Consider the following 23,305-nt stretch of genomic DNA (forward strand, 5'->3'; position numbering starts at 1 on the left):
CTGCTGCTCCTGTTCTGTTTCGATGGCTCTCGTATGACCCGGTGCATTGCGCATGTCGACGCGGAGGGCACCGCATGCGCGGCCTATGGGCAGCCGCGCTCAGGCCCGCTCGAAGATCGCCGCAATACCTTGCCCGCCGCCGATGCACATCGTCTCCAGTCCATAACGCCCTTGACGGCGCTCCAATTCGTGCAGCAGCGTGGTCATGATCCGCACGCCGGTTGCGCCGATCGGGTGCCCGAGCGAAATGCCGGAGCCGTTCACGTTCAGCCGCGACTCGTCGTGCCAGCCCCAGCCCTTCAACACAGCCAGCACCTGGCAGGCGAACGCTTCGTTCAGTTCGACCAGATCGAGTTGCTCGAACGACAAACCGGTTTTCTGGAGCAGCTTCTGCACGGCAGGCACGGGGCCGATGCCCATCGTCGCCGGCTCGCAACCAGCGGCGGCCCAGCCGACCAGATAGCCGATCGGCGTGAGACCCAACTCGGCAAGCTTGTCTTCGGCGACGATCAGACAGGCCGCCGCCGCATCGTTCTGCTGGCTCGCGTTGCCTGCCGTCACGGTGCCGTCCTTCATCAGCGGCCTCAATTTCGCGAGCGATTCCATCGTCGCGTCGGCACGCACGCCTTCGTCGCGCGTGAAGTTCAGCGCGTCGCCCTTGCGTTGCGGCACCTGCACGGGCACGACTTCGCGGGAGAACTTGCCCGACTCCCACGCGGCCGCTGCGCGTTGATGACTGCGCAGCGCATACGCGTCCGCTGCTTCGCGCGTGATGCCGTACTGCTTCGCGAGATTCTCGGCCGTCTCGATCATTCCGGAGATGTAGCCAAAGCGCGCTTCAGGCTGCGAACGTTCACGGCCGCGCTCGAGCCGGTCATGCAGTTTCACCGAGCCCGCACGCGAACCCCAGCGCATATCGGTGCTGTAGTACTCGATGTTGCTCATGCTTTCGACACCGCCCGCGATCACCGCATCCGCGGCGCCGCTTTGCACCATCATCGCGGCTGTGACGATGGCCTGCAGTCCGCCACCGCAACGCCGGTCCAGCTGCATGCCGGGCACGTGCACCGGCAGTCCCGCTTCGAGCGCGGCCCAGCGGCCGACGCATGGCGTTTCGCTGTTCGCATACGACTGCGCGAACACCACGTCTTCGATACGTGCCGGATCGATGCCGCTCTGCGCCAGCGTCGCGCGAATCGCGGTGGCCGCGAGGGCTTCGACCGATACCGGTCGCAGGCTGCCACCGAAGGTGCCGACAGGAGTCCGAACCGGTGCGACGATCGCTGCTCGTTTCATGAGAATGTCCTTGTAAGTTGGGATGTTATGAGGAAGTCGCCTCACGCCGCGCGCTGCCGCCATGCGATGCGGCGGCGAGCGCGTCGCGCGCTTCGGGCGGTGCGATGTCGAGCATGCGCCGCACGCGCTGCGTTAGCGAAAGACCGCGCAGATCGGCCACGCCGTATTCGGTGACCACCACGCCGACATCGCTGCGCGGCGTGCTGACCGGCCCCGATAGTTGCGCGACGATCCGGCTACCGTGCCGCGAGCGGGCGGGCAATGCGACGATCGGCAAGCCGCCGCGCGAACGGGCCGCGCCACGCAGAAAGTCGACGGCGCCGCCGACCGACCCGAGGTATTGGCCGCCGGCCACTTCGGCGTTGACCTGACCGGTGAGGTCCACTTCGATCGCCGAGTTGATCGCGACGAAGCGGTCGATCGCGGCCAGCACGCCGATATCGTGCGTATAGGCTGTCGAACGGAATTGCACGGCGCTGTTGCGATGCGCGAACCCATAGATCTTGCGGGTTCCCATCATCGTGCCCGCGATGCTCACGCCGCGATCGGCGCGCTTCTTCGCGTTCGTGATAACGCCGCGCGCCATCAGACTCGCGACCGCGTCGCCAATCGCGCCGCTATGAATGCCGAGATCCCGCCGGTCCGCGAGATGCGCGAGGATCGTCTCGGGCAATGCGCCGAGACCGAGTTGCAGCGTCGCGCCGTCTTCGATCAGCGTCGCCACGTGCCGCGCAATACGGGTTTCAATGTCGCCCGGCGTCGTGCGCGGCGTTTCGAGCGGCATGCGATCGGTGTGAATCAGCGCGTCGAAATCGGTCTTTCGTAGCGCGCGCTCGCCATAAGTCCACGGCGCCGCGTGATTCACTTCGGCGATCACCACGCGCGCCGAATCGATCAGCGGCACCAGATATTCGTGCGCGATTGAAAGGCTGTAGTGGCCTTCGGCATCGGCCGGCGCGACTTGCAGCAACAGCACGTCGACCTTGAATGGGCCGCTCGCCAACGTGCGGCCGAACGCGGAGTAATGCGCGGGCACGATGTCCAGATGACCCGCTGCGGCCAGCTGCCGATTCGTGCCCGAACCGCAATACGCGCTCAGATCGATCACGTCCGCGTGCCGCGGTTGCAAGGTCTGCGACCACGACGCGCCGACGAACACCCTGAAGCGCCCGCCGATCGACGTCCGTTGCTCGACCAGCGCCTCGGTCAGCGTGCAGGGTTCGGCGCCGCCTTGCCCCCAGCAGACCGTGTCGCCGGGACGCACATAGCGTGCGAATTCGAGCCGCGCGGGGTCGAGTTCGAGCGCAGCGCGCATGCTTACACCGGGTCCCAGCTGAACACGTCGGCGGACACGTCGAGCGAGTGGAACGCCGAGCGCAGTGCCGGCATCGCATGCTCGGCGATGCTCGCGGGCGTCCAGCCTTCGCCACGATGGACCGACCGTACCGGGCGCGGCTGGCTCATCACGAAGATTTCATTGTTACGCACCGCGAAAATCTGGCCATTCACTTCGCGTGCGGCATCGCTCGCGAGGTAGACCGCGAGCGGCGCGATCTTCGCGGGCGTCATCTGTTTGATCTTCGCAACGCGCGCTTCCTGCTCCGCCGAATCGACCTTGATCGAACTGATCATGCGGCTCCACGCGAACGGTGCGATACAGTTCGAACGTACTCCGAACTTTTGCAGGTCGAGCGCGATCGATTTGGACAGACCCGCAATGCCGAGCTTCGCCGCGCTGTAATTGGCCTGCGCGAGATTGCCGATCAATCCCGAGGTCGACGTCATATGCACGAATGCGCCGCCGCCCTGTTCCTTGAAATGCGCCGCTGCGGCGCGCGATACGTTGTATGTCCCGTACAGATGCACTTTGAGCACCGCGTCCCACTCGTCGCTGCTCATCTTGTGGAAGAAGCGGTCGCGCAGAATGCCCGCGTTGTTGACCACGCAATCCACGCGGCCGAACACATCCAGCGCGTTTTGCACGATATGTTCGGCGCCTTGCGCGTCGGCGACGCTATCGGTGTTGCTCGTCGCGCGACCGCCGAACGCCGCGATTTCGTCGACCACGCTTTGCGCCGGACCCGCATTGCGGCCCTCGCCCTCGAGCGTCGCGCCGATGTCGTTGACCACCACCTGCGCGCCCTCACGCGCCATCAGCAGCGCGATATCGCGGCCGATTCCGCCGCCCGCGCCGGTTACGATCACCACCTTGCCTGCCATCATCTGCTGCGTCGTCATGCGTGTCGCTCCTCGCTGTCTCGTAATTGCACGGTTTCCGATCTGATCGTGAACCGATTTCGACGCAGCTTGACGCATCGCTCGCGCGAGGACAATTTGGATATGCCGAAACCCCAATTCGGCTAGCATTAACCCGTAGTTCGCCTAATGTCGTAAAGCGGGCGACGGCGCAATAATGGCCTTGCCCTCCATCGGACTCCTCCATGCATTTCGATCTCGTCGATCTCAAGCTCTTCATTCACATTGCTGAAGCAAGCAGCCTGACCCGCGGCGCGGAACGGGCACACCTGTCGCTACCGGCGGCCAGCACGCGAATCAAGAATCTCGAGGAGCAGGTGGGCGTGAAGCTGCTGAGCCGCACGAGCCAGGGCGTCACGCTCACCGCGCCGGGCGAAACGCTGCTGCTGCATTCCCGGCGCGTGTTCCAGCAACTCGAGAAACTGACCGGCGATCTGCAGGAATACGCGGAAGGCGTGAAAGGCCACGTGCGCGTGTTCGCCAACACCACCGCGATGAGCGAGTTCCTGCCTGCGGTGCTGCGCACGTATCTCGTGAATCACCCGGACGTGTATGTGGACATGCACGAACGTCTGAGCCCGGATATCGTGAAGGCGGTGCAGGAAGGCACCGTCGATATCGGCATCGTCGCGGGCAACGTGCGCACCGACGGGCTCGAAGTGATGCCTTACCGGCGCGATCGGCTGGTGCTGGCGACCGCGTTGAGCCATCCGCTCGCGCAACACAAGAAGATCGATTTCGGCGCGACGCTCGACTACGATTTCATCGGACCGCCCGAAGCGAGCGCGATCCATGGTTTCCTCAAGCGGGCATCGGCCGACCTGCAGCGCGCGATGCGCTGGCGGATTCAGGTGAGCAACTTCGAAGCTGCGTGCCGGATGATCGAAGCGAACATCGGCATCGGCGTGTTGCCCGAGGGCACCGCGCGACGCCACGCGCAAACCATGGCGCTGCGCATCGTGCCGCTCACCGACGAATGGGCGGTGCGCAAGCTGCAGATCTGCGTCGCCGATCGCCAGGCGCTGCCGCTATTTGCGCGCAAGCTCGTCGACTTGCTGGTGGCCGACGGCATCGGCCGGCTCGAATAGCGTCGGCCATCGGCAACCTCGAGTTCAGCCTTTGCAGTTAGCGCTCCGCAGTTAGCGCTCCGCAGTTAACGCCCCGCAGTTAAAGCCCCGCAGTTAAAGCCCGATACTCAGCGCGCGAAATACATATCGTGCAGCGTCTCCACGTCGACATCCGCCGCGCGTGCGGACAACGTGACCTTGCCGCCTTGCATCAGATACACCTGATCCGCCACCCGCAACGCCATATTGGTGTTCTGCTCGACGAGCACGATAGTGCGGCCTTCCGCCTTCAGACGCGCGAGAATCTCGAACACTTCCTGCACTACCACGGGCGCAAGTCCGAGCGATGGCTCGTCGATCAGCATCAATTGCGGCGACGACATCAGGCCGCGTCCGAGCGCCAGCATTTGCGCCTGCCCACCCGATAGCGTGCCGGCCGGCAACGCACGCCGCTCCTTCAGAAGCGGAAACAGCGCGAACACCTCTTCGAGCTGGTTCTTCGCCGCAGCGCGCCGCGCTTTCGGGAACGCGCCGAGCATCAGGTTCTCCTCGATCGACATGTCGCGGAAAATCATCCGCCCTTCCGGCACCATCGCGATGCCGCGCTCCGGCAGGTCCCAGGTCGGCACGCCGGCGAGCGGCGCGCCGTCGTAGACGATCTGCCCGCGCTGTAGCGGCAGCAAACCCATGATCGCGCGCAGCAGTGTGGTCTTGCCCGCGCCGTTGGGTCCTACGATGGTGGTCACTTCTCCACGCGCCACGTTCAGTGACACGTCCCACAGCACGTTGATCGCGCCGTAGCCGGCTCGCACTGCATTTATTTCAAGCATCGATCACTTCTCCGGTATAGCTCTTCACCACGGCCGGGTCGCGGAACACTTCGGCCGGCGGACCATCGGCGATCAACTGACCGAAGTTCAGCACACACACGCGCCGGCACAGATTCATCACGGTTTCGATGTCGTGCTCGATGATCAGGATGCCGACTTGATAGCGCTCATGCACGTCCATCAGCGTTTTCATGAAGCGGCGCTTGCTGGCGGTCTCGAGTCCGCCGAGTACTTCGTCGAGCAGCAGCAGTTTCGGCGCGGTCGCCAACGCCTTCGCGACTTCGAGTGCTTTCAGCTCGGTCAACGCGAGTTCGGTGGCCGCATTGCGCTCGGCTTTAGCGCTCAGATCGAGAAACGCCAGAATCTCGTCGATGCGTGCGTGATCGACCTGTCCCGCGCCGAAGCGTTGCGCGACGAGCAGATTCTCGCGCACCGTCAGCTCATGCATCGGCTGCGGCACCTGAAACGTGCGGCCGATGCCAAGACGCGCACGACGATGCAGCGAGGTCTTCAGCATGTCCTCGCCTTCGAAGCGGATCGACCCTTGCGTCGGCCGCACGAGTCCCGAGATCGCGTTGAACAGCGTGGTCTTGCCCGCGCCATTCGGGCCGACAAGTCCGACCAGATCGTTCTTGCCGACTTCCATCGACACGTCGCTAACCGCCGTGATGCCGCCGAAGCGGATCGTGACGTTACGCAGTTGCAGTTCAGCTTGCGGCATACGCACCTCGCCGTGTCTTTCTGAACGCCATTGCAGTGAGCCCGGCCGGACTGACGATGATCATCGTCACCAGCAGCATGCCGAGCACGATCTGATGCCCGGTGGGCAACAGGCTCTTCAGGACCAGTTGATCGACCAGATACACGACGACAGCACCGACCAGCGGCCCGACTATCGTGCGGTAGCCGCCGAAGATTGCCGCGATGATCGGCACCACCGCCCATGACGAGTTGAACGCGTAGTCGGGTTCGAGAAAGTTGATGTAGTGCGCGTTGAACGCGCCGACCAGTCCTGTCATCAACGCCGAGAGCATCAGCATCGACAGCTTGAGCATCACGCTGTTCACGCCGACCACGCGCGTCGCGTCCTCCGATTCGTGCATCGCCCGCAACGCGAGGCCGATATAGCTGCGCCGCAGAAAGTGATACGCGAGCGCAAAGACCAGCACGAGCGTGAGGATCACCAGATAGCCGCCGGTCTTCGAACCGAAATCGAAGCCCGCCATCGTCGGCAAGCTGGGGATGCTCGACAAGCCGCCCGAGCCGCCGGTGAGACCGGAAAACTGCGTCGCGAGAATGCGGAAGATCTGCGCATACGCGAGAATCGCCAGCGCGAAATACGGACCCTTGAGGCGCAGCGCGGGCAGCATCGCGAGCGACGCGATCACCGCGCCCGCCCCGCCCGCCAGCATCGCGGGGAACACCGGCCAGCCCGCCTTGAGCGTCAGCAATGCGGAGATATACGAGCCGACGCCGAAGAACGCGCTATGCCCGAAGCTCACCATCCCGCCGAGATTGCCGAGCAGCGCCCAGGCAAGCGCGACGCCGGCGATCGTCAGCGAGGCGACGGCGAGGCTCATCAAGTACAGATCGTGGCCGAACACGAGCGGCACGCCGACATACAGCGCGATCACCAGCATGGCGAGCGTGAGAGTGCGAGTCATCCTCTTCTCCTGGCAACGCCGAACAAGCCGTTCGGCAGCACATACAGCACCAGCAGAAACAGCAGCATGCCGGCCAGTTCCTGCAACGCCGAGCTAAACAGCGTGACGGTCAGCGCCTCGGCAATGCCGAGCAGCATCGCGCCGAGCAGCACGCCCGGAATCGAGCCGACGCCCGCGAGCACGGTGATGATGAAGGCCTTCACCGTCATCGCTTCGCCGATCGAAGGCTGGATCGCGCTGCTCGCGTACATCGCCACGCCCGCGCACGACGCCAGCACGCCGGCCACCAGGAACGACACGAGTTCGGTCTTGCGCGGATTGATGCCCATCAGCCGCGCAGCGTCGCGATTGCTCGATATAGCCCGCACCGCGCGCCCATACCACGAGTGCGACAGCCACCACCACAGCGCGCCCATCAGCACGACGCTGATGCCGAACGACAGCAGTTCGCTGCGCATGCTCAGCACGTTGCCGAGCATCACGCTGTCCTGCAGCCACGCGGAGTTGGTGGAACGGACGTCGGCGCCCCATATCAGCAGCACGGCATTGGTCAGGATGATGCCAAGACCGTAGGTGAGAATCAGCGAGTTCAGCTCACGGTCGCGCGCAATCTTGCTGACCAGAAACCATGCGGCGCCGGCCGCCGCGCACACCACCGGAATGGCGGCCGGAATCGCGAGCACCGGGTTGATGCCGAGACGCGTTTCAAACGAATACGCGATATACGCGGACAACAACACCAGTTCGCCGTGCGCGAGATTGATGACGCGCATCGCGCCGAACACCAGCGCGAGGCCGAGCGCGACCAGCGCATAGGCGCCGCCGACCAGCACGCCGGAGTAAAGCGACTGCAGGATCAGATCGGTCATGACCACTCCTCGGTCGGCATGAAGGCAAGCAAACGCGCGGATACGCGCGGCGGTATATACGATCTCACCACGGCTGGGCCGGATAGTTGAGCTTGCCGGTGGCTTTGTCCTTCGGCCAGATCACGACCACCTTGCCGTCCTGGATCTGCGCCATGTTGTTCAGGAACGCGGGGTTGTCGCCCTTGCTGTCGAAATGGACGGTGCCGATCAGCGTGTCGAACGGCTGCGCGCGCAACTCGGTGGCCACGCCGCCTTTCTTCAGCGTGCCCTTGTCCGCGGCATTCGCGAGTGACTGGAACAGCACCATCGATTGCACGTAGGAGAACTCGGCCAGGTAGTCCGGGTCCTTGTTATAGGCCTTCTGATACGCGGCGACGAACGCCTTGCCTTCCGGCGACGCGAATTGCACCGGATGCGGCAGCATCGCATTGCCCACCGCATTGTTCACGAGTTCGGGAAACTCGCTCGCCATCTTCGGCGTGGCGAGCGACCAGCAGCCGACCACCGCCTTCAGTTGCGGCTTGAGCACTTTGGCCGCACGCAGAATGCCGATGTAGTCGTTCTCGTAGCCCATCATCACCATCACATCGGGCTTGTCCTGCAGCTTGATCTTGTTGACGATCGGCTTGAAGTCGGTCATGGCCGGATCGAACTCGTGCACCGTGACCTTGATGCCCTTCGCGGCGAGTGCGGCGGACACGTCTTTGGAGAGATCGGTGGTTGCCTGTTTGGTCGACGACACGATCGCAACCGACTTCACGTTCATATCGGTCAGGAGTCCGACCATCGCTTTCGAATAGCCGGAAGCGGGGCCGATGCGAAAGAAGTTCTTCAGGCCGCGCGAGGTCATCGCACTATCCACGCCGCCCGACGTGATGTACACGAGGCCGGCTTTATCGGCCGCTTCGGATGCGGGGCTCACCGAGTTGGAACCGTAGCCGCCCGTGATCGCCAGCACGCCTTGCGACGCGAGTTTTTCCACCGCCGACACGGCTTTGGCCGGCTGCGCTTCGTCGTCGATGACCGTCAGCTTGACCGCGTGTTTGGCGTCGCGCTGATTGAACACGTCGACGGCGACCTTGATGCCTTCGAGCTGCGCGTTGCCGGCGCGCGCCATGCTGCCGGTCAGCGGCAATTCCACGCCGACTGGCAAGTCGGCGGCCTGCGCCCACGACGCGAGCGCAAGCGCCGACACCACGGCCAGGGTTTTGATCGACGCGGCGAGCGGCGCGCGAGAGTTGCGTTTCATGCGTGTCTCCTTTTGTTGTGTCGGGCGCGGCTGGCCGCGTCAGCGGGCCGCCGCGCGCATCATGTTGCGTGCGATCAGGATCTGCTGGATCTGACTGGTGCCTTCGTAAATGCGGAAGATGCGCACGTCGCGATAGAAACGCTCGATTCCGTAATCGGCCATATAGCCCGCGCCACCATGAATCTGCACGGCGCGGTCGACGACACGTCCGCACATTTCGGAGGCGAACAGCTTCGCGCACGACGCCTCCGTGCTGACGTTCTCGCCGGCATCACGCTTGCGCGCCGCGTCGAGCACCATGCAGCGCGCCGCGTACAGTTCGGTCTGGCTGTCGGCGAGCATCGCCTGAATCAGTTGGAACTCGGCGATTGGCTGACCAAACTGCTTGCGCTCCATCGCGTAGCGCAATGCGTCGTCGAGCATGCGCTGCGCGACGCCCACGCAGATCGCCGCGATGTGAATGCGGCCTTTGTCGAGCACTTTCATCGCGGTCTTGAAGCCGACGCCTTCCTTGCCGCCGATCACATTGCGAGCCGGCACGCGGCAGTCTTCGAAAATCACGTCGCAGGTATGCGCGCCCTTCTGCCCCATCTTGCGGTCACGCTTGCCGAAGCTGATACCCGGCGTGTTCGCCTGGACGATGAACGCGGTAATGCCGCCGGCGCGCGGCTCGTCGGGATTGGTGCGCGCCATCAGCGTGAAGATGCCCGCTTGCGGCGCATTGGTGATGAAGCGCTTCGTGCCATTGACCACGTAGTGATCGCCGTCGCGCACGGCGCGCGTTTTCAGCGACGCCGCATCCGAACCCGACTCCGGTTCCGTCAACGCGAAGCTCGCGATCGTCTCGCCGCTCGCGAGCTTCGGCAACCATTGCGCCTTCTGTTCCTCGGTGCCGTCGATCACGATGCCTTGCGAGCCGATGCCCACCGTCGTGCCGATCACCGAGCGAAACGCGGGCGACGTCTTGCCGAGTTCGAACATCACCAGCACTTCTTCTTCCATCGTCAGATCAAGACCGCCGTATTGCTCGGGAATCGTCAGGCCGAAGAGACCGAGTGCCTTCATATCGTCGACGATATCGGCGGGAATTTCGTCCGTTTCGGCGACGTGCTCTTCGTTCGGCACCAGACGTTCGCGCACGAAGCGCGCCACGTTGTCGAGCAGAACGTTCATGGTTTCCTGATCGCGGATCATCGCTGCTTTACCTCTTTCATTGATTGCGTGTGGGACGGTGCGCGGCTTACCACGGCACGCCGGGATAGACGGGTTTGGCGGTCGCGTAGTCGGCGGGCCACACCACGGCGAGCTTGCCGTCGTGCGAGAACTGACCCATGTGCGCGACGTAGCCGGGGTTGTCGCCGCGGGCGTCGAAGCTGATCTTGCCGAGGAAGGTGCCGTCGCCCGCACTCTGGCGCAGGCTCTCGGCTAGACCGCCTTTGTCCAGCGTGCCGGCTTTCTGCGCGCGGGCAATCGCGTCGAACAGCAATTGCGCGTAAGCGAACGACGTCTGCGACTGATAGTTCGAATCGGTCTTGAAGAGGCGCCGGTACGTGTCGGAGAACTCGCGTTGATCGGCCGAGCGGTAATCGGCAGGTGATGCGAGCACGGTCGCGCCGTACACGTTCGGCACCAGATCGGGAAACGACGCGGCCATCTTCGGACTGGCGAACGCCCACGGCGCGGCGATCGCCTTCAGGTTCGGCCTGAGCACTTTGGCGGCGCGCAGAATGCCGACGTAGTCGTTCTCATAGCCAATCATCGCCATCGCGTCGGACTTGTCCTGCAACTTGACCTTGTTGATGATCGGCTTGAAGTCGGTCATCGACGGGTCGAATGCGTGCAGCGCGGTCGTCATGCCCTTGGCTTTGAGCGCGCTGTCGAGTTGTTGCGCGAGGTCGCTGGTGGCGTCCTTGGTCGAGTAGACGATCGACACCGATTTCACGCCGAGTTGCTCGAACAGGCCGGCCATCCCCTTCGTATAGCCCGGTGTGTTGCTGACGCGAAAGAAGTGTTTCAGGCCACGGCGCACCATGTCGTCACTGGTGCCGCCCGAGGTCATGTACACGATGCCGGCCTTGTTCGCCGCCTCGGAAGCCAGGCCCGCGCAATTCGAATTGGCCGCACCGGCGATTGCCACCACGTTTTGCGACGCGAGTTTTTCGACGGCGGCGACGGCCTTGGCAGGATTCGATTCGTCGTCGATCGCGACCAGCGTGACGTGGTTCTGTGGATTGCGGCGGTTGTAGACATCGGTGGCGACCTGGATGCCGCGATACATTTCGGTGCCGGCTTGCGCGAGCGAGCCGGTCAGCGGCAACTCGACGCCGATGCGCCACTCGGTGGCGCTCGCCTGCGTGGATGCGCCGGCGAACAACAGGGCGCTGGCGAGAAAGCTCGCGGCCAGCCGGCCGCGCAACGCGAACTGCTTCATGTCTCCTCCGTGGCCTTCCGGCCTGTTTTGCGGGGCTAGGTGGTCGCCGCCTGATGGTGCCGCCTGATGGTGCCGCCTGATGGTGCCGGGTCGTGCGCCGCGCGGCGTGACGGGCTCGCGCTCACTCGCTCATTGATGCACCTGCAACTCGCCGGCGAGCGCCCGCAGGTTCTGTTTGAGCAGCTTGCCGCTCGCGGTGGTCGGAATCGCATCGATGCGAACGATCTGCGCGGGCCGCTTGTAAGCGGAGAGCCGGTCGGCCAGATAGTCCCGCAGTTCTTCCAGATCGAACTCGGCGCCCTCCTTCAGTTCGACGAAGGCGATCACTTCCTCGTTGCCGTCGCCGGCCACCCGGCCCACCACTGCGGATTACCTGATCGAATCGTGTGTATTGATCACCGACTCCACTTCGATCGGATAGACGTTGAAGCCCGAGCGAATGATCAGGTCCTTGGTGCGGCCGACGATGAAGAGCGCGCCGTCGTCGCCCAGCCGGCCGATATCGCCGGTATTCAGCCAGCCGCCTGGCCGCAGCGCCTCTTCGGTTTGCTCCGGCGCGCGATAGTAGCCGTGCATCACGCCGGGGCCGCGTACCCACAACTCGCCGGGTGCACCGCGTTCGACATCCGCGCCGTCGGCATCGACGATGCGCAGTTCCGCGCCCTCGACGATCTCGCCCGACGAGCAATCCTTACGCGGCCGTTCCATGCGCGTGATGAACAGCGAGCCCGCGTATTCCGTCATCCCGTAGCCGTGATGCAGGGGCTGATCGAACAGCGCCTCGACGTCCTTCTTCAAGGTCGGGTCCAGCGGACCACCACCGGTGTACAGATAACGCAGCTTCGATGTGAAGCGCAGGCCGCCTTGCTCGCGCACCAGGGCGACGATTCGCGTGAACATGGTCGGCACGCCCTGCAGGATCGAGATTTCATCGGCGGCGAGCGCGGCGAGTACTTCCTCGGCGCTGAAACGTGCGGCGAGCAGCAGACTCGCGCCGGCCTGGAACGTCGCGAGCAGCAGCGTGGCGAGACCGAAGATGTGCGAGATCGGCATCACCGCGTACGCGCAATCGGCGGGCGTCATGTTGCGCGAGCTCGCCGAGACGCGTGCGAAATGCAGCAGGCCACGATGCGTAGCCATCACGCCCTTCGGTTGACCGGTTGTGCCGGACGTGTAGATCAGCAAGGCCACCTCGCGCGCCAGTGCTTGCGGCTCACGGATGGCGTCGGCATCATGCGCACCGAGCATCAACGGACCGAGCCCTTCCGGCGCGATTTCGCGCGCACGATAGCGCACGCCGTGACGCACCGCATCGGGCGAGGCCGAGTGCGTGAAGATCATCAGACGCGGCGTGCAATGTTCGCGGATCGCCTCGATCTCGCGCTCGGACAAGCGCGCGTTGACGATTGCGGGCCACGCGCCCAGCTCCGACAACGCGAACAGCAGCGTGATCACCGCCGTGCAGTTCTCCGCGACGATCATCACGCGGTCGCCACTGTCGACGCCCTGCTCACGCAGGAAACGCGTTGCGGCTTCGACGTTGTGCCACAGACGTCCGAAGCTCAACGACGCGCCGTCTTCACGGATCGCGATTGCGTCGGGCGTGGCCGCGGCCCAATGGCGCGCAATGTCGCTGATCTTGTGCGGCTCCGGTCCAGCCAATGTCATGTTCGCTATCCTCGGTGTCGACCAGAGTTGGCGCTTTAGCGCCTACTCTGGTCCCATGCTGAGGTCTGACTGGAGTTAGCGCTTTAGCGCTTACTCCAGGCCCTCAGCGGTCGACCAGAGTTAGCGCTTCAGCGCTTACTCTGGTCCCATGCAAGATGGTTGCTGTGCTGCGACGCCTGAAATGCGCCGCTCGACTGAATGCCAGTGTGTTCGAGCCGCGCAGCGCTCACAATTTGTTTTCAGCGAAGTGGGGATTCGGCGTGGCTTAACCTGGGAGTTTTACTGACGTGTCAGCGGGGAGTGCAAGCGCGTGTGCAAGAGGGTGAGCGCGGCGGTCATTTGAGGCCGAGCCGTTTGGCGAGGCGATTCAGATTGGCCCGATCGAGGCCGAGTTCGCGTGCGACAGCCGCCCAATTCTGGTTATGACGCGCGAGTGAGTCGACGACGAGGGTTCGCTCGAACTCCGTCACCGCGCTGCGGAAATCTTGTGGCGCGCTCTCTTGCACGTGTGTGGATGGCGGATTTTTTTCTTGCGCCGGCGCGTCCGACAGCGTGATATCCGCAGCGGTCAAGGTGAGAATCCGGCGGCGCTCGCGATTGGCGGCCAGCGCCTTTAGCGCGCTACGCCCAATCAGATGCTCGAGTTCGCGCACATTGCCCGGCCATGAATAGTGCAGCAGCGCGGCTTGCGCATCCGCCGAAAGACGCAGACTCAGCAGGCCGAGCCGCGAGCGATTTTCTTCGAGGAAAAAGCCGGCGAGCAGCAGCACGTCGCGCCCTCGCTCGTGCAACGGCGGCACGCGCAGCGGGTAGACGCTGAGACGATGATAGAGGTCCGCCCGAAAGCGTCCCGCTCGCACCTCTTCGGCAAGGTCGCGATTGGTGGCGGCAATCAGCCGGACGTCAACTTTATGTTCGTGGTCCGAACCAATTCTTTGCAGCTGGCCGTTCTGCAGAACCCGCAGAAGCTTTGCCTGCACGGCGAGCGGCAGTTCGCCCACTTCGTCGAGGAAGATCGTGCCGCCGTCGGCGAGTTCGAATTTGCCACTGCGATCCGCCGACGCACCCGAGAACGCGCCACGCACATGGCCGAACAGTTCGCTCTCGACCAGCGTATCCGGCAACGCCGCGCAGTTCAGGCTCACCAGCGGCTTGTTCGCCCGTGGCGACAGCGCATGAATCGCATTCGCCACCAACTCCTTGCCGACACCGGTCTCGCCGGTGATCAGCACGGTCAGGTCGCTGCCCGCAACGACCTCGATTTCCTTGATCAGATGATGATGAGCGTCGCTGCTGCCGATCAGCTCACGGTGGCTCTGGCCGCTCGCTTGCCGATAGGCTTCGGCGCGGCGTTGCGCTTCCTCGCCGTTGCGAGCCAGCGCGTCGATCCGCTCGACGACGCTCACGGTGGCAGCGGCAAGGCTGAGGAAGGCCTGCAACGAGGCCATGTCGATCGTGTCGAAGCGTGCTGGATCCAGTGCGTCGAGCGTGAGCAAGCCCCAGGGACGACCGCTGATAAACAGCGGACAGCCGAGACAGTCGTGGACTTCGAGATGCCCGGCCATGCCCTGCACCAGACCGTCGTAAGGGTCGGGCAGATCGGAGTCGGCGGCGAAGCGGGTCGGCTCGGGCCGTGACAGGAGTTGTTCGAAGCGCGGATGATCGGCGACCCGAAAGCGCCGCCCGAGCGTGTCGCTGCTCAGGCCATCGATCGCCAGCGGCACGAGCGTGTCGCCTTCGAGGCGCAACAAGGCCGCGGCGTCGCCCGGAAACAGCGTGCGCAGACTGCTCAGCAAGCGGCGATAGCGTTCGCGGTCGGACAGGTCGCGCGACAGATCGAGGATCAGCGGCGTCAGGACGTCGAGCAGCGCCTCCGCAGTCAAATTGACTCCGGTTAGAGTCTTTTCGACTAGGGTCGGATTGACCATTGAAAATACCAGATCATTGATTTAGCTGCATTTTATACCTGGCACGAATCGTGGATACTCAGTCCTGCTTGCCGTAACCCGGCTTGATATCACCCTGTATCCACTGACAAACCAGGACCTTTTATGCTATCAGCTGAACACCGCGCCATCGTCAAAGCAACTGTTCCCCTTCTCGAAAGCGGCGGCGAAGCGCTGACCACGCACTTCTATAACATGATGCTGAGCGAACATCCGGAAGTGCGTCCGATGTTCAACCAGGCGCACCAGGCAAATGGCGCGCAGCCACGCGCGTTGGCCAATGGCGTGCTCATGTACGCGCGTCATATCGATCAGCTCGAACAACTGGGCGGCCTGGTCGGGCAGATCATCAACAAGCACGTGGCGCTGAATATCCTGCCGGAGCACTATCCGATCGTTGGAAAGTGCCTGCTGCGCTCCATTCGCGAAGTGCTCGGCGCGGAAATCGCCACCGATGCGGTGATCGAAGCATGGGCCGCGGCCTATCAACAACTCGCCGATCTGCTGATCGGTCTCGAAGAGCAGATCTACGCACAGCGCGAAGCGGCGCCGGGCGGATGGCGCGGCACGCGCCTTTTCCGGGTCGCGCGCAAAGTGCGTGAAAGCGACGAGATCACGTCGTTCTATCTGCGCCCGGACGACAACGGCGAGCTGCTCGCATTCCATCCGGGGCAGTACATCGGCGTGCGGCTGGTGATTGATGGCGAAGAAGTGCGCCGCAATTATTCGCTGTCGGCAATGGCCAATGGCCGTGAGTACCGCATCAGCGTGAAGCGTGAACCGAATGGCAAAGTGTCGAATCATCTGCACACTCAGGTTAACGAAAACGGCACGGTCGAACTGTACGCGCCGGCTGGCGACTTCAAGCTCGAACACAACGACAAGCCGCTGGTGCTCATTAGCGGTGGCGTGGGTATCACGCCGACGGTAGCGATGCTGGAAGCCGCGCTGGATACCGATCGTCCTGTGCACTTCATCCACGCTGCGCGTCACGGCGGCGTTCATGCGTTCCGCGACGCGATTGAAGCCCTGGCTGCGCGTCATCCGCGCCTGAAACGCTTCTATTGCTATGAGCAGCGACGCGCGGGAGATGCCGACGCACATGGCATCGGCTATCTCGACGAGGCACACCTCAAGAAATGGCTGCCGGAAACGCGCGATCTCGACGTTTACTTCCTCGGCCCCATCGCGTTCATGAAGGCCGTCAAGAAGCATCTCAAGGCGATCGGCGTGCCGGAATCGCAAAGCCGTTATGAGTTCTTTGGGCCGGCCGCCGCGCTTGAATAAGGCAGTTAGTGGTCGCCTTTTTTGAGTGGTAGGGAAAGCGGTAGTGCGAGGTTCTTTCTGTCGGAAGGGCCTTGCGCTATCAGACGACATGCTGGCTTCCGAGAAGCAGAAGTCTCTACGATCTATGACTGCATAAGGCGCACAGGGAGGGTGTGAAACATACCTACGATATCCAGCTCGCGTTCACGCGCAAGCCGTTCCCGCCCGGTCCGTGCGATGTGTAAACAACTGAACAGACCAGTCCGCTTCCCTGTTGAACAATAGCCTCGGCACCCATGCCAAAGGACTGGGGGTCCTTTGAGCGTTCAGAGGGTCCCTCACGAAATTGACTACAAGCCTGAACCTGGCTGATACCCGAGGAATCAAATAATGACCAAGTCGATTCAGTACATGAATCCCGCGCCGTTGGCGAAGCCCAACGGTTTTTCGCACCTGACAACGCTGGATTCGGTAGCATTCATCTCTGGCCAAGTGGCCTACGATTCAGAGGGAAATATCGTCGGCCCAGGGGACCTTGCCAAACAGACCCGGCAAGTATTGACCAATCTGAAGCATGCACTCGCTGCCGCGGGATCAGACTTCAGCCACGTGCTCAAAATGAATTTCTACGTACGGAACATCTCCGAAGCTGTAGTCGCGCAGATCCGCGAGGTACGCAAGGACTTTCTGGTAGAAACAGCCCTCCCCGCGAGCACCATGGTTGGCGTTGCTGGCTTGGCCAAAGAAGCCTTGTTGCTCGAGGTCGAGGTCTACGCTCATATTCCCTGAGCCCTGCGGTGCCATACCCAGGTTATCCAGTATTGCAGTGCACATCTGATGGCAGCTTCATCTAACATCAAATAGAGCGCCGCCCTGAACGGTGCTCGATCACGGAACGCACCGGACCATCGAATCACACCTGAAGCGCAAGGAGCTGTCAGCGTTGTCGCCCCTTGGTTGTCGCCCCTTGTCTTCCAGCGGCGGCAACGCTGAAAGTCAGTACATCATCGAAAGCGGGGGGCGCATCGAGCTGTTTCAATATGCCCCCAGCGCAAAGAAATACAGCTCAGGCGGCTGGGGCGATCCGGATCGGAAACTTCGCTTGCAGCCAGTGTCCCAGCGCCAGCAAGTGCGCTTCCCGGCTGCGCCCAGCGACCAGCTGCACCCCGACGGGTAATGCGCCGTTCTGCGGCCAGACCGGATACGACAGGGCGGGCACCTGCGTGCTGTTGAACGCCGGCGTAAATGGATTCCAGGCCATCCAGTCATCGCTGTGATATCCCCGCGGGACATTACGCCCGGTCTCGAAGGCGCAAAGCGGCAGGGTCGGAAGAATTAGCACATCGACGTTGCGGAAGATTTCTGCCAGCCGGTTGGCGTGTTGGTCGCGCAACTGGCACAACTGCTGGAACTGCGCGATGTCCCAGTCGCTCGCACCGCGCACGAAATCCAGCAGGCCGGGGTCGAGCTGCGCATGCAGCGCCGGATCAATGTTGCGCACCGTAGCCGCGCATCCCAGGCGATAAAGATCCCGCCCGACCCTCGATGCGGATTCGATGTCGAAATCAATTTCCATCAAATCGAAGCCGTCAGCCTGCAGGGCCGCCAGCACCTGCTGCACCGCGTTCGTGACGGCGGCTTCGCTTTGCGGCTGCCAGCGCGCCGGGCGCAAAATGCTCAGGCGCAATGCATGCGCATCGATGTCCGCACCTTCCGGCATGCTGCAAAATGAGGTCCAATCTGCCGGCGCGGGGCCGCTGATAGCTCGGTAGACATCGGTCATGTCCCGCATGTCGCTGGCTAGCGGCCCCGCATGAGCGATGTTGAAGAATGCGCTGGGGCTGGGCGACAGCGGTATGCGCCCGTGGGTGGGCTTAAGGCCGATGACGCCGGTGAACGAGGCCGGGATCCGCACGGATCCCCCAGCATCACTGCCGACCGAAACGCGCACGACCCCTGAACTGACGGCCGCGGCACAGCCGCCGCTGCTGCCGCCCGTTGTCAGGCCCGGATTCCAGGGGTTGCGCGTGATGCCGAACGCCGGACTGTCGGTGACGCCCTTCCAGTTGAATTCAGGCGCCCGGGTCTTGCCCAGCAGCACGGCGCCTGCATCTTCCAGGCGCTGCACGAACACGGTGCTGGTCCGGTCCGGCTCGCGCGAGGTCACGGCGGATCCCCGCGGGCACGGCCATCCAGCCACCATTGCAAATTCCTTGACGCTGACGGGCATGCCATCCAGCGGGCCGGCGGGAGTCCCATCCTGCCAGCGCCTTTCAGAAAGCCTGGCGTGACGCAATGCCCGGTCATGGTCGATCAGGACAAAGGCGTTCATCCTGGCGTTGACTTCTTCCGCGTGGTGCAGGGCGCTCTTCACCACGTCGACGGGCGAAAGGTCATGATTCCGGTAAAGCTCACGCAGTTGCGCAAAGGATTTCTGATGCAGCATGATGGGACTCCGGTAGGTCTTGATGATCCGGATCAGTGGACCAGCGTCCAGTCACCGTTCCGGATTTCCAGCATGCGCAGCGATTCAAGACCCAGTCCAAGGTGATTCTCAGGCGTCATGTTGAAGATGCCGGCGGTGCCGATCACGCCCTTCGTGTGCTCCATCGCGTCGCGGACCTTGGCCTTGTCGGTCGTGCCGGCACGTTCCACGGCCGCTTTGTAGATCATCAGCGCGTCGTAGGCGCCTCCTCCAAAGGCAGAGACTTCGGAATGCCATTTGGCGGCATAGGCCTTGGCGTAGCCCGTGACGACCGGCTTTTGCGGGTCGTTGTCCGGCAGTTTTGCGCCAACCAGGATGGCGGCGCACGGCAGGCGCACGCCCTCGGCCGCATCGCCCGACAGGCGGATATATTCGTCAGAGCAGACCCCGTGCGTCTGGTATAGGGGGACCTTGAGGCCCAGTTGCTTGCGGTTGCGCGTGGCGACGGCCGGGCCTTGCCCCATGCCGAAGACCAGCACGGCCTGCACGTCCGGATTGTTCTTCATCTTGGTCAGCTGCGGGCTCATGTCCGTATCCTTCGGGTTGTAAGTCTCGTTAGACACGATCTGGATCCCGTACCTGGGCGCGGCAAGCTCGGATTCCTTCTTTCCGGACTGTCCCAGGCCGCTGGTTTCGCTCAGCAGACCGATCTTCGAGATGCCGTGCTTCTTCATGTCGTCGAAGATCCGCTCGGCGGCCATACGGTCCGTATGGGAAGTCTTGAACATCCATTTTTTCACCGGCTCGATGATGACGACGGCGCCGCCCAGGGAAACGAAGGGGACTTGCGCCCTTTCGATCAGGGGGTCCATAGACATGGTGGCCCCGGTCGAGGTGCCGCCGATGACCACATCGACCTTGTCATCGAACAGCAGGCGGCGCGTCAGAGTGTTGGCCTGATTGGCGTCGCTGCCGTCGTCGTAGGACACGAGTTCCAGCTGGCGGCCCAGCAGGCCGCCCTCGGCATTGATCGAATCGACGTACATTTTCAGAGTCTTGTATTCCGGGTCTCCCAGGAAGGACGCCGCGCCGGTGGTTGACAACACCGCGCCGATCTTGATGCGCTCGGCCGCTCCCGAATGCATGCTGGTCAGTGCCAGGCTGGCTGCAATGATCGCCAGTTTGAGTTTCATGTGACGTCTCCTGAATATGAAGTTATGTGGTGGGAGGCGGATCTTCTATCGTCGGCGCACGCGCTGTAGACGCGCGGGCACCCAGGCCAGCGTCAGACTCCCAGATACGCTGCCCTGACGGTTTCGTCCTGCCGCAGTTGCGCGCCGGTGCCTGAAAGCACGATGTTGCCGGTCTCCAGCACGTAGGCTCGATCCGCAATTCCCAGCGCGGCATATGCGTTCTGCTCGACCAGCAGGATGGTCATGCCCTGCTGCTTCAGCGTCCTGATCACGTTGAAGACTTCTTCCACCAGCAGCGGCGCCAGCCCCATGGACGGTTCGTCCAGCAGCAACAGGCGCGGTGCCCCCATCAGGGCGCGGCCGATGGCCAGCATCTGCTGTTGGCCGCCTGAAAGCGTCCCGGCCGGCAAATAGCGCTTCTCGTGGAGAATGGGGAACATCTCGTAGATGCGGCCGAGCTCCTGGGGATTGCTCCTGGATGGCCTGCCATAGGCGCCCAGGCGCAGGTTGTCTTCGATGGTCAGCGGCGCGAATACCTGGCGGCCTTCGGGGCTGTGGCAGATGCCGGCCCTCGCGCGGAGATCGGCGCGCAGCCTGGAGATGTCTTCGCCGGCAAAGGTGATCTGGCCTGCAGTCAGCGGCTGGATCCCCGAGAGCGTGCGCAGAAAGGTGGTCTTGCCGGCGCCGTTGGCGCCGATCAGCGCCACCAGCTCGCCCTCGCCGACGGCCAGATCCAGGCCCTTGAGAGCCTGGATGCGTCCATAGCCGGATTCCAGGCCCTTGACGATCAACAGGGGCTTGCTGGGGACTGCGGCCGCGTCCGGGCGGGGGAAATTGCCGGGCTGGGCCGCTCCCAGGCCGATGGGTTCCGGGGCCAAGGCTGCGATCTGATGGTACAGGCTGCGGTATTTCGCCATGACCTCCTGACCGAATAGCGGATCTTCGTTGTTCCCGAAGGCGGCAGCGATGCCTTCCCAGTCCTCGGCTAGCAGGACCTCGCGCGCCAGCGGAAACATCTCGTGGTCTTCGGCCATAAGGTGCTTGCGCAACATCTCTGTGTATTTCCGCAATGCCGCGACGAAGGTGGCCCGCTGCGCTGTGCTGGACTGGCCGGCGGCCGGCGGCTGGAGCAACGCCTGGTGCTGCCGCCGCAACGTCTGCAGGTGATCTGCGGCGCCATAGTGCTCGCGTTCGAGTCGGTCGGCCAGCGGGACGGTCTGCTGCGGCGCGCGCTCGCGCATGGCTGCAAGAATGTATTGGTCTTCTTTGGCGTGGTGACAGACATCCATGAATTCGTGGATGTAATCGAACAGCGCGACGAAGAAGCCCCCGTCGATGGCGCTGCCGGCCTCCATTGCGTCGGCTACGGCATCCATGCTGCCCGCAATGCGCAGCAGGCTCCGGTGTTCGTCCTGAATCATGTCCAGTACGTGCATGTGTCCTCCGCTCAGGCGTGGCCGCCGAGATAGGCGGCGATCACGTCCGGATTCTTCCTGATCTCTTCCCCGCCGCCTTCGGCCAGCCGCTTCCCGTAATCCAGCACCAGTAGGCGGTCGGAGAGATCCATCACGAGCTTCATGTCGTGTTCGACCAATACGATCGTGACCCCGGTTTGGGCGATGCGGCGGATGAGTTCGGCGATGTGCAAGGTTTCCCTAGGGTTCAGGCCGGCCGCCGGCTCGTCCAGGAACAGCAGGCGCGGTTTCATGGCCAGGGCGCGTGCGATTTCCAACCGCTTCAGCGCACCGTAAGGCATGCTGCTGGCGTGCGAATCGACGTAGGTTTCAAGCCCCACGAACTGCATCAGCGCCGCCGCCTGTTCGCACAACAGGCGGTCGCTGCGGCGCAATGACGGGACGTGGAAAACCGCTTTCAGAAAGCTCGTGTCCAGGTGCTGGTGCGCCCCGACCATGACGTTTTCGATGGCGGTCATGTTCATCCAGACCTGCAGGTTCTGGAAAGTGCGCGCGATGCCGGCGTGCGCCAGCTGGTAGGGATCTTTGCCCTGGATTTCCTTCCCGGCGAAGCGGATCTTGCCGGCGGACGGCAGGTAGACCCCGGTGATCAGGTTGAACAGTGTGGTCTTGCCTGCGCCGTTTGGGCCGATGACCGAATACACCATGCCTTCGTCAACGCAGAAGCTGACGTCCTGCACGGCGCGTACGTTGCCGAACCGGATGGACAGCTGATCGACTTCAAGCAGAGCCATGGTTCAGGTCTCCAGACGCATGCGGGCGGCCAGCGTCGGTACGACCCCGCGTGGCAGAAAGATCATGGAAACAATCAGGATCACGCCAAAGATCACGGTTTCCCAGCCTTCGATGGACGCCAGCAACTGCGGCAGCATTGTCAGCAGCACGGCCCCCACGACGGAACCGAAGACCGATGCCATGCCGCCCACCACGACCATGGTGATGAGCGCGACCGCGTGATTGAAGTCGGCAAGGTCTGGAGTGACGAAGCCGGCATAATTGGCCAGCAGACTGCCCATGAAGCTGGCTACGATGGCCGACAGGACAAAGACGCGGGTCTTGTAGCGCGGCACGTTGATGCCGACGACCTGTGATGCGATTTCGGAGCCATGCAGGCCGCGCAGGGCCCGCCCGAAGGGAGAATCGATGAGATTGAGCGCACCCCAGACATTGAGGAACAGCACGACCGCCACGATCCAGTACCACTTGGTATCCTGGACCAGGTCCACGCCAAACAGGCTCAGGGGTTGCACCGGCATACCGTCCGGGCCGCCAGTCAGGCTATTTTCATTGCGGATGATGTAACTGATGATGATGCCCAGGCCGAGTGTGGCCATGGCCAGGTAGTGGCCCTTCAGCCGCAGGATGGGCCGGGCGACTACCTGGGCAATCACCCCAGCCGCCACAGCGCCCAGCACAATGGCCAGCAGCGGATGAATGCCAAAATGCGTGGGTAGCACGGCGGAAGCGTAGGCACCGATGCCCACGAAGCCGGCATGCCCCAGGCTGATCTGTCCGGCGTAACCCATCAGCAGATTCAGACTGAGCACGATCACCGCGTTGATGCTCATGCGGATCGCGATGTCCATGTAATAACTGTTCGGCGCGATGAAAGGTACGACGCACAGCACGAGCGCCAGTATGGCCAGGCCGGAAAGTGACTTTTTGCGCAT

At 63.1% G+C, this 23,305-nt stretch carries 19 protein-coding genes and 2 pseudogenes; 3 read left to right on the forward strand and 18 right to left on the reverse strand.

Translation table 11 applies throughout. The features are described from left to right. Positions 1–99: 99 nt before the first annotated feature. From BN2475_RS12805 to BN2475_RS12815, 3 genes are read right to left on the reverse strand one after another with little or no spacing between them, the layout of a single operon-like run. Complete coding sequence (locus BN2475_RS12805) at positions 100–1,296, reverse strand: acetyl-CoA C-acetyltransferase (protein WP_094779893.1); 1,197 nt, start codon at positions 1,294–1,296, stop codon at positions 100–102. Positions 1,297–1,321: 25 nt separating this feature from the next. Next, positions 1,322–2,611, reverse strand: a complete 1,290-nt coding sequence (locus BN2475_RS12810; protein ID WP_094779894.1) for an acetyl-CoA hydrolase/transferase family protein — start codon at positions 2,609–2,611, stop codon at positions 1,322–1,324. 2 nt (positions 2,612–2,613) lie between these two features. Continuing rightward, complete coding sequence (locus BN2475_RS12815; RefSeq protein ID WP_094779916.1) at positions 2,614–3,519, reverse strand: SDR family NAD(P)-dependent oxidoreductase; 906 nt, start codon at positions 3,517–3,519, stop codon at positions 2,614–2,616. A gap of 218 nt (positions 3,520–3,737) precedes the next feature. On the opposite strand from BN2475_RS12815, the gene BN2475_RS12820 reads away from it, so the two are divergent. Then, a complete protein-coding gene (locus BN2475_RS12820; RefSeq protein WP_094779895.1) occupies positions 3,738–4,640 on the forward strand; it encodes a LysR substrate-binding domain-containing protein in 903 nt (300 codons plus the stop codon). A gap of 107 nt (positions 4,641–4,747) precedes the next feature. Here BN2475_RS12820 and BN2475_RS12825 read toward each other — a convergent pair whose 3' ends face one another. The 9 genes and pseudogenes from BN2475_RS12825 to norR all read right to left on the reverse strand — a co-directional run bounded on the left by BN2475_RS12825 (position 4,748) and on the right by norR (position 15,258). Further along, positions 4,748–5,449 (reverse strand): ABC transporter ATP-binding protein, encoded by a 702-nt coding sequence (locus BN2475_RS12825; RefSeq protein WP_094779896.1) that lies wholly within the window; start codon positions 5,447–5,449, stop codon positions 4,748–4,750. After that, on the reverse strand, positions 5,442–6,170 hold the full coding sequence (locus BN2475_RS12830) for an ABC transporter ATP-binding protein (protein ID WP_094779897.1): 729 nt from the start codon (positions 6,168–6,170) through the stop codon (positions 5,442–5,444). Before BN2475_RS12830 ends, BN2475_RS12825 begins: the two co-directional genes overlap by 8 nt. Then, positions 6,157–7,113 carry a branched-chain amino acid ABC transporter permease gene (locus BN2475_RS12835; protein ID WP_245841297.1) on the reverse strand — a complete coding sequence of 319 codons (957 nt, stop codon included), beginning with the start codon at positions 7,111–7,113 and terminating at the stop codon, positions 6,157–6,159. The genes BN2475_RS12830 and BN2475_RS12835 overlap by 14 nt, the downstream gene beginning before the upstream one ends. Beyond that, complete coding sequence (locus BN2475_RS12840) at positions 7,110–7,982, reverse strand: branched-chain amino acid ABC transporter permease (RefSeq protein ID WP_094779898.1); 873 nt, start codon at positions 7,980–7,982, stop codon at positions 7,110–7,112. The genes BN2475_RS12835 and BN2475_RS12840 overlap by 4 nt, the downstream gene beginning before the upstream one ends. A gap of 64 nt (positions 7,983–8,046) precedes the next feature. Then, complete coding sequence (locus BN2475_RS12845; protein WP_094779899.1) at positions 8,047–9,231, reverse strand: ABC transporter substrate-binding protein; 1,185 nt, start codon at positions 9,229–9,231, stop codon at positions 8,047–8,049. A gap of 39 nt (positions 9,232–9,270) precedes the next feature. After that, positions 9,271–10,425, reverse strand: coding sequence for an acyl-CoA dehydrogenase family protein (locus tag BN2475_RS12850; protein WP_094779900.1), 1,155 nt, complete (start codon positions 10,423–10,425; stop codon positions 9,271–9,273). Positions 10,426–10,471: 46 nt separating this feature from the next. Then, positions 10,472–11,662: an ABC transporter substrate-binding protein gene (locus BN2475_RS12855; protein WP_094779901.1), complete on the reverse strand. Its 1,191-nt coding sequence runs from the start codon at positions 11,660–11,662 to the stop codon at positions 10,472–10,474. Between the two features lie 129 nt (positions 11,663–11,791). Then, positions 11,792–13,330: pseudogene (locus BN2475_RS12860) on the reverse strand (class I adenylate-forming enzyme family protein). Between the two features lie 335 nt (positions 13,331–13,665). Beyond that, positions 13,666–15,258, reverse strand: a complete 1,593-nt coding sequence (gene norR, locus BN2475_RS12865; protein WP_094779902.1) for a nitric oxide reductase transcriptional regulator NorR — start codon at positions 15,256–15,258, stop codon at positions 13,666–13,668. Between the two features lie 123 nt (positions 15,259–15,381). On the opposite strand from norR, the gene hmpA reads away from it, so the two are divergent. Both hmpA and BN2475_RS12875 read left to right on the forward strand, forming a co-directional pair. Next, on the forward strand, positions 15,382–16,563 hold the full coding sequence (gene hmpA, locus BN2475_RS12870) for an NO-inducible flavohemoprotein (RefSeq protein WP_094779903.1): 1,182 nt from the start codon (positions 15,382–15,384) through the stop codon (positions 16,561–16,563). A 369-nt stretch (positions 16,564–16,932) separates the two neighbouring features. Further along, a complete protein-coding gene (locus BN2475_RS12875) occupies positions 16,933–17,331 on the forward strand; it encodes a RidA family protein (RefSeq protein ID WP_218023693.1) in 399 nt (132 codons plus the stop codon). Positions 17,332–17,608: 277 nt separating this feature from the next. Here BN2475_RS12875 and BN2475_RS12880 read toward each other — a convergent pair whose 3' ends face one another. From BN2475_RS12880 to BN2475_RS12900, 6 genes and pseudogenes are all read right to left on the reverse strand, one after another. After that, positions 17,609–18,988, reverse strand: coding sequence for an amidase family protein (locus tag BN2475_RS12880; protein ID WP_094779904.1), 1,380 nt, complete (start codon positions 18,986–18,988; stop codon positions 17,609–17,611). A gap of 32 nt (positions 18,989–19,020) precedes the next feature. After that, positions 19,021–20,160, reverse strand: coding sequence for an ABC transporter substrate-binding protein (locus tag BN2475_RS12885; protein WP_094779905.1), 1,140 nt, complete (start codon positions 20,158–20,160; stop codon positions 19,021–19,023). Positions 20,161–20,252: 92 nt separating this feature from the next. Continuing rightward, a complete protein-coding gene (locus BN2475_RS35485; protein WP_245841299.1) occupies positions 20,253–20,954 on the reverse strand; it encodes an ABC transporter ATP-binding protein in 702 nt (233 codons plus the stop codon). A 219-nt stretch (positions 20,955–21,173) separates the two neighbouring features. Then, positions 21,174–21,596, reverse strand: a pseudogene (locus BN2475_RS35490) (hemerythrin domain-containing protein); the annotation flags it as partial. Between the two features lie 11 nt (positions 21,597–21,607). Then, a complete protein-coding gene (locus BN2475_RS12895) occupies positions 21,608–22,369 on the reverse strand; it encodes an ABC transporter ATP-binding protein (protein ID WP_094779907.1) in 762 nt (253 codons plus the stop codon). 3 nt (positions 22,370–22,372) lie between these two features. Then, positions 22,373–23,305: a branched-chain amino acid ABC transporter permease gene (locus BN2475_RS12900; protein ID WP_094779908.1), complete on the reverse strand. Its 933-nt coding sequence runs from the start codon at positions 23,303–23,305 to the stop codon at positions 22,373–22,375.

The organism is Paraburkholderia ribeironis (assembly GCF_900019265.1).
GTDB lineage: Bacteria > Pseudomonadota > Gammaproteobacteria > Burkholderiales > Burkholderiaceae > Paraburkholderia > Paraburkholderia ribeironis.

Excerpts from the sequence above, each read along its gene's own strand:
- BN2475_RS12810 (WP_094779894.1), bottom strand. The coding sequence starts at position 2,611 with ATGCGCGCTGCGCTCGAACTCGACCCCGCGCGGCTCGAATTCGCACGC.
- BN2475_RS12885 (WP_094779905.1), bottom strand. The coding sequence starts at position 20,160 with ATGAAACTCAAACTGGCGATCATTGCAGCCAGCCTGGCACTGACCAGC.
- BN2475_RS12840 (WP_094779898.1), bottom strand. The coding sequence starts at position 7,982 with ATGACCGATCTGATCCTGCAGTCGCTTTACTCCGGCGTGCTGGTCGGC.
- BN2475_RS12815 (WP_094779916.1), bottom strand. The coding sequence starts at position 3,519 with ATGATGGCAGGCAAGGTGGTGATCGTAACCGGCGCGGGCGGCGGAATC.
- BN2475_RS12850 (WP_094779900.1), bottom strand. The coding sequence starts at position 10,425 with ATGATCCGCGATCAGGAAACCATGAACGTTCTGCTCGACAACGTGGCG.
- BN2475_RS12830 (WP_094779897.1), bottom strand. The coding sequence starts at position 6,170 with ATGCCGCAAGCTGAACTGCAACTGCGTAACGTCACGATCCGCTTCGGC.
- BN2475_RS12835 (WP_245841297.1), bottom strand. The coding sequence starts at position 7,113 with ATGACTCGCACTCTCACGCTCGCCATGCTGGTGATCGCGCTGTATGTC.
- norR (WP_094779902.1), bottom strand. The coding sequence starts at position 15,258 with ATGGTCAATCCGACCCTAGTCGAAAAGACTCTAACCGGAGTCAATTTG.
- BN2475_RS12855 (WP_094779901.1), bottom strand. The coding sequence starts at position 11,662 with ATGAAGCAGTTCGCGTTGCGCGGCCGGCTGGCCGCGAGCTTTCTCGCC.
- BN2475_RS12845 (WP_094779899.1), bottom strand. The coding sequence starts at position 9,231 with ATGAAACGCAACTCTCGCGCGCCGCTCGCCGCGTCGATCAAAACCCTG.
- BN2475_RS12895 (WP_094779907.1), bottom strand. The coding sequence starts at position 22,369 with ATGGCTCTGCTTGAAGTCGATCAGCTGTCCATCCGGTTCGGCAACGTA.
- BN2475_RS12875 (WP_218023693.1), top strand. The coding sequence starts at position 16,933 with ATGACCAAGTCGATTCAGTACATGAATCCCGCGCCGTTGGCGAAGCCC.
- BN2475_RS12880 (WP_094779904.1), bottom strand. The coding sequence starts at position 18,988 with ATGCTGCATCAGAAATCCTTTGCGCAACTGCGTGAGCTTTACCGGAAT.
- BN2475_RS12805 (WP_094779893.1), bottom strand. The coding sequence starts at position 1,296 with ATGAAACGAGCAGCGATCGTCGCACCGGTTCGGACTCCTGTCGGCACC.
- BN2475_RS12820 (WP_094779895.1), top strand. The coding sequence starts at position 3,738 with ATGCATTTCGATCTCGTCGATCTCAAGCTCTTCATTCACATTGCTGAA.
- BN2475_RS12825 (WP_094779896.1), bottom strand. The coding sequence starts at position 5,449 with ATGCTTGAAATAAATGCAGTGCGAGCCGGCTACGGCGCGATCAACGTG.
- hmpA (WP_094779903.1), top strand. The coding sequence starts at position 15,382 with ATGCTATCAGCTGAACACCGCGCCATCGTCAAAGCAACTGTTCCCCTT.
- BN2475_RS12900 (WP_094779908.1), bottom strand. The coding sequence starts at position 23,305 with ATGCGCAAAAAGTCACTTTCCGGCCTGGCCATACTGGCGCTCGTGCTG.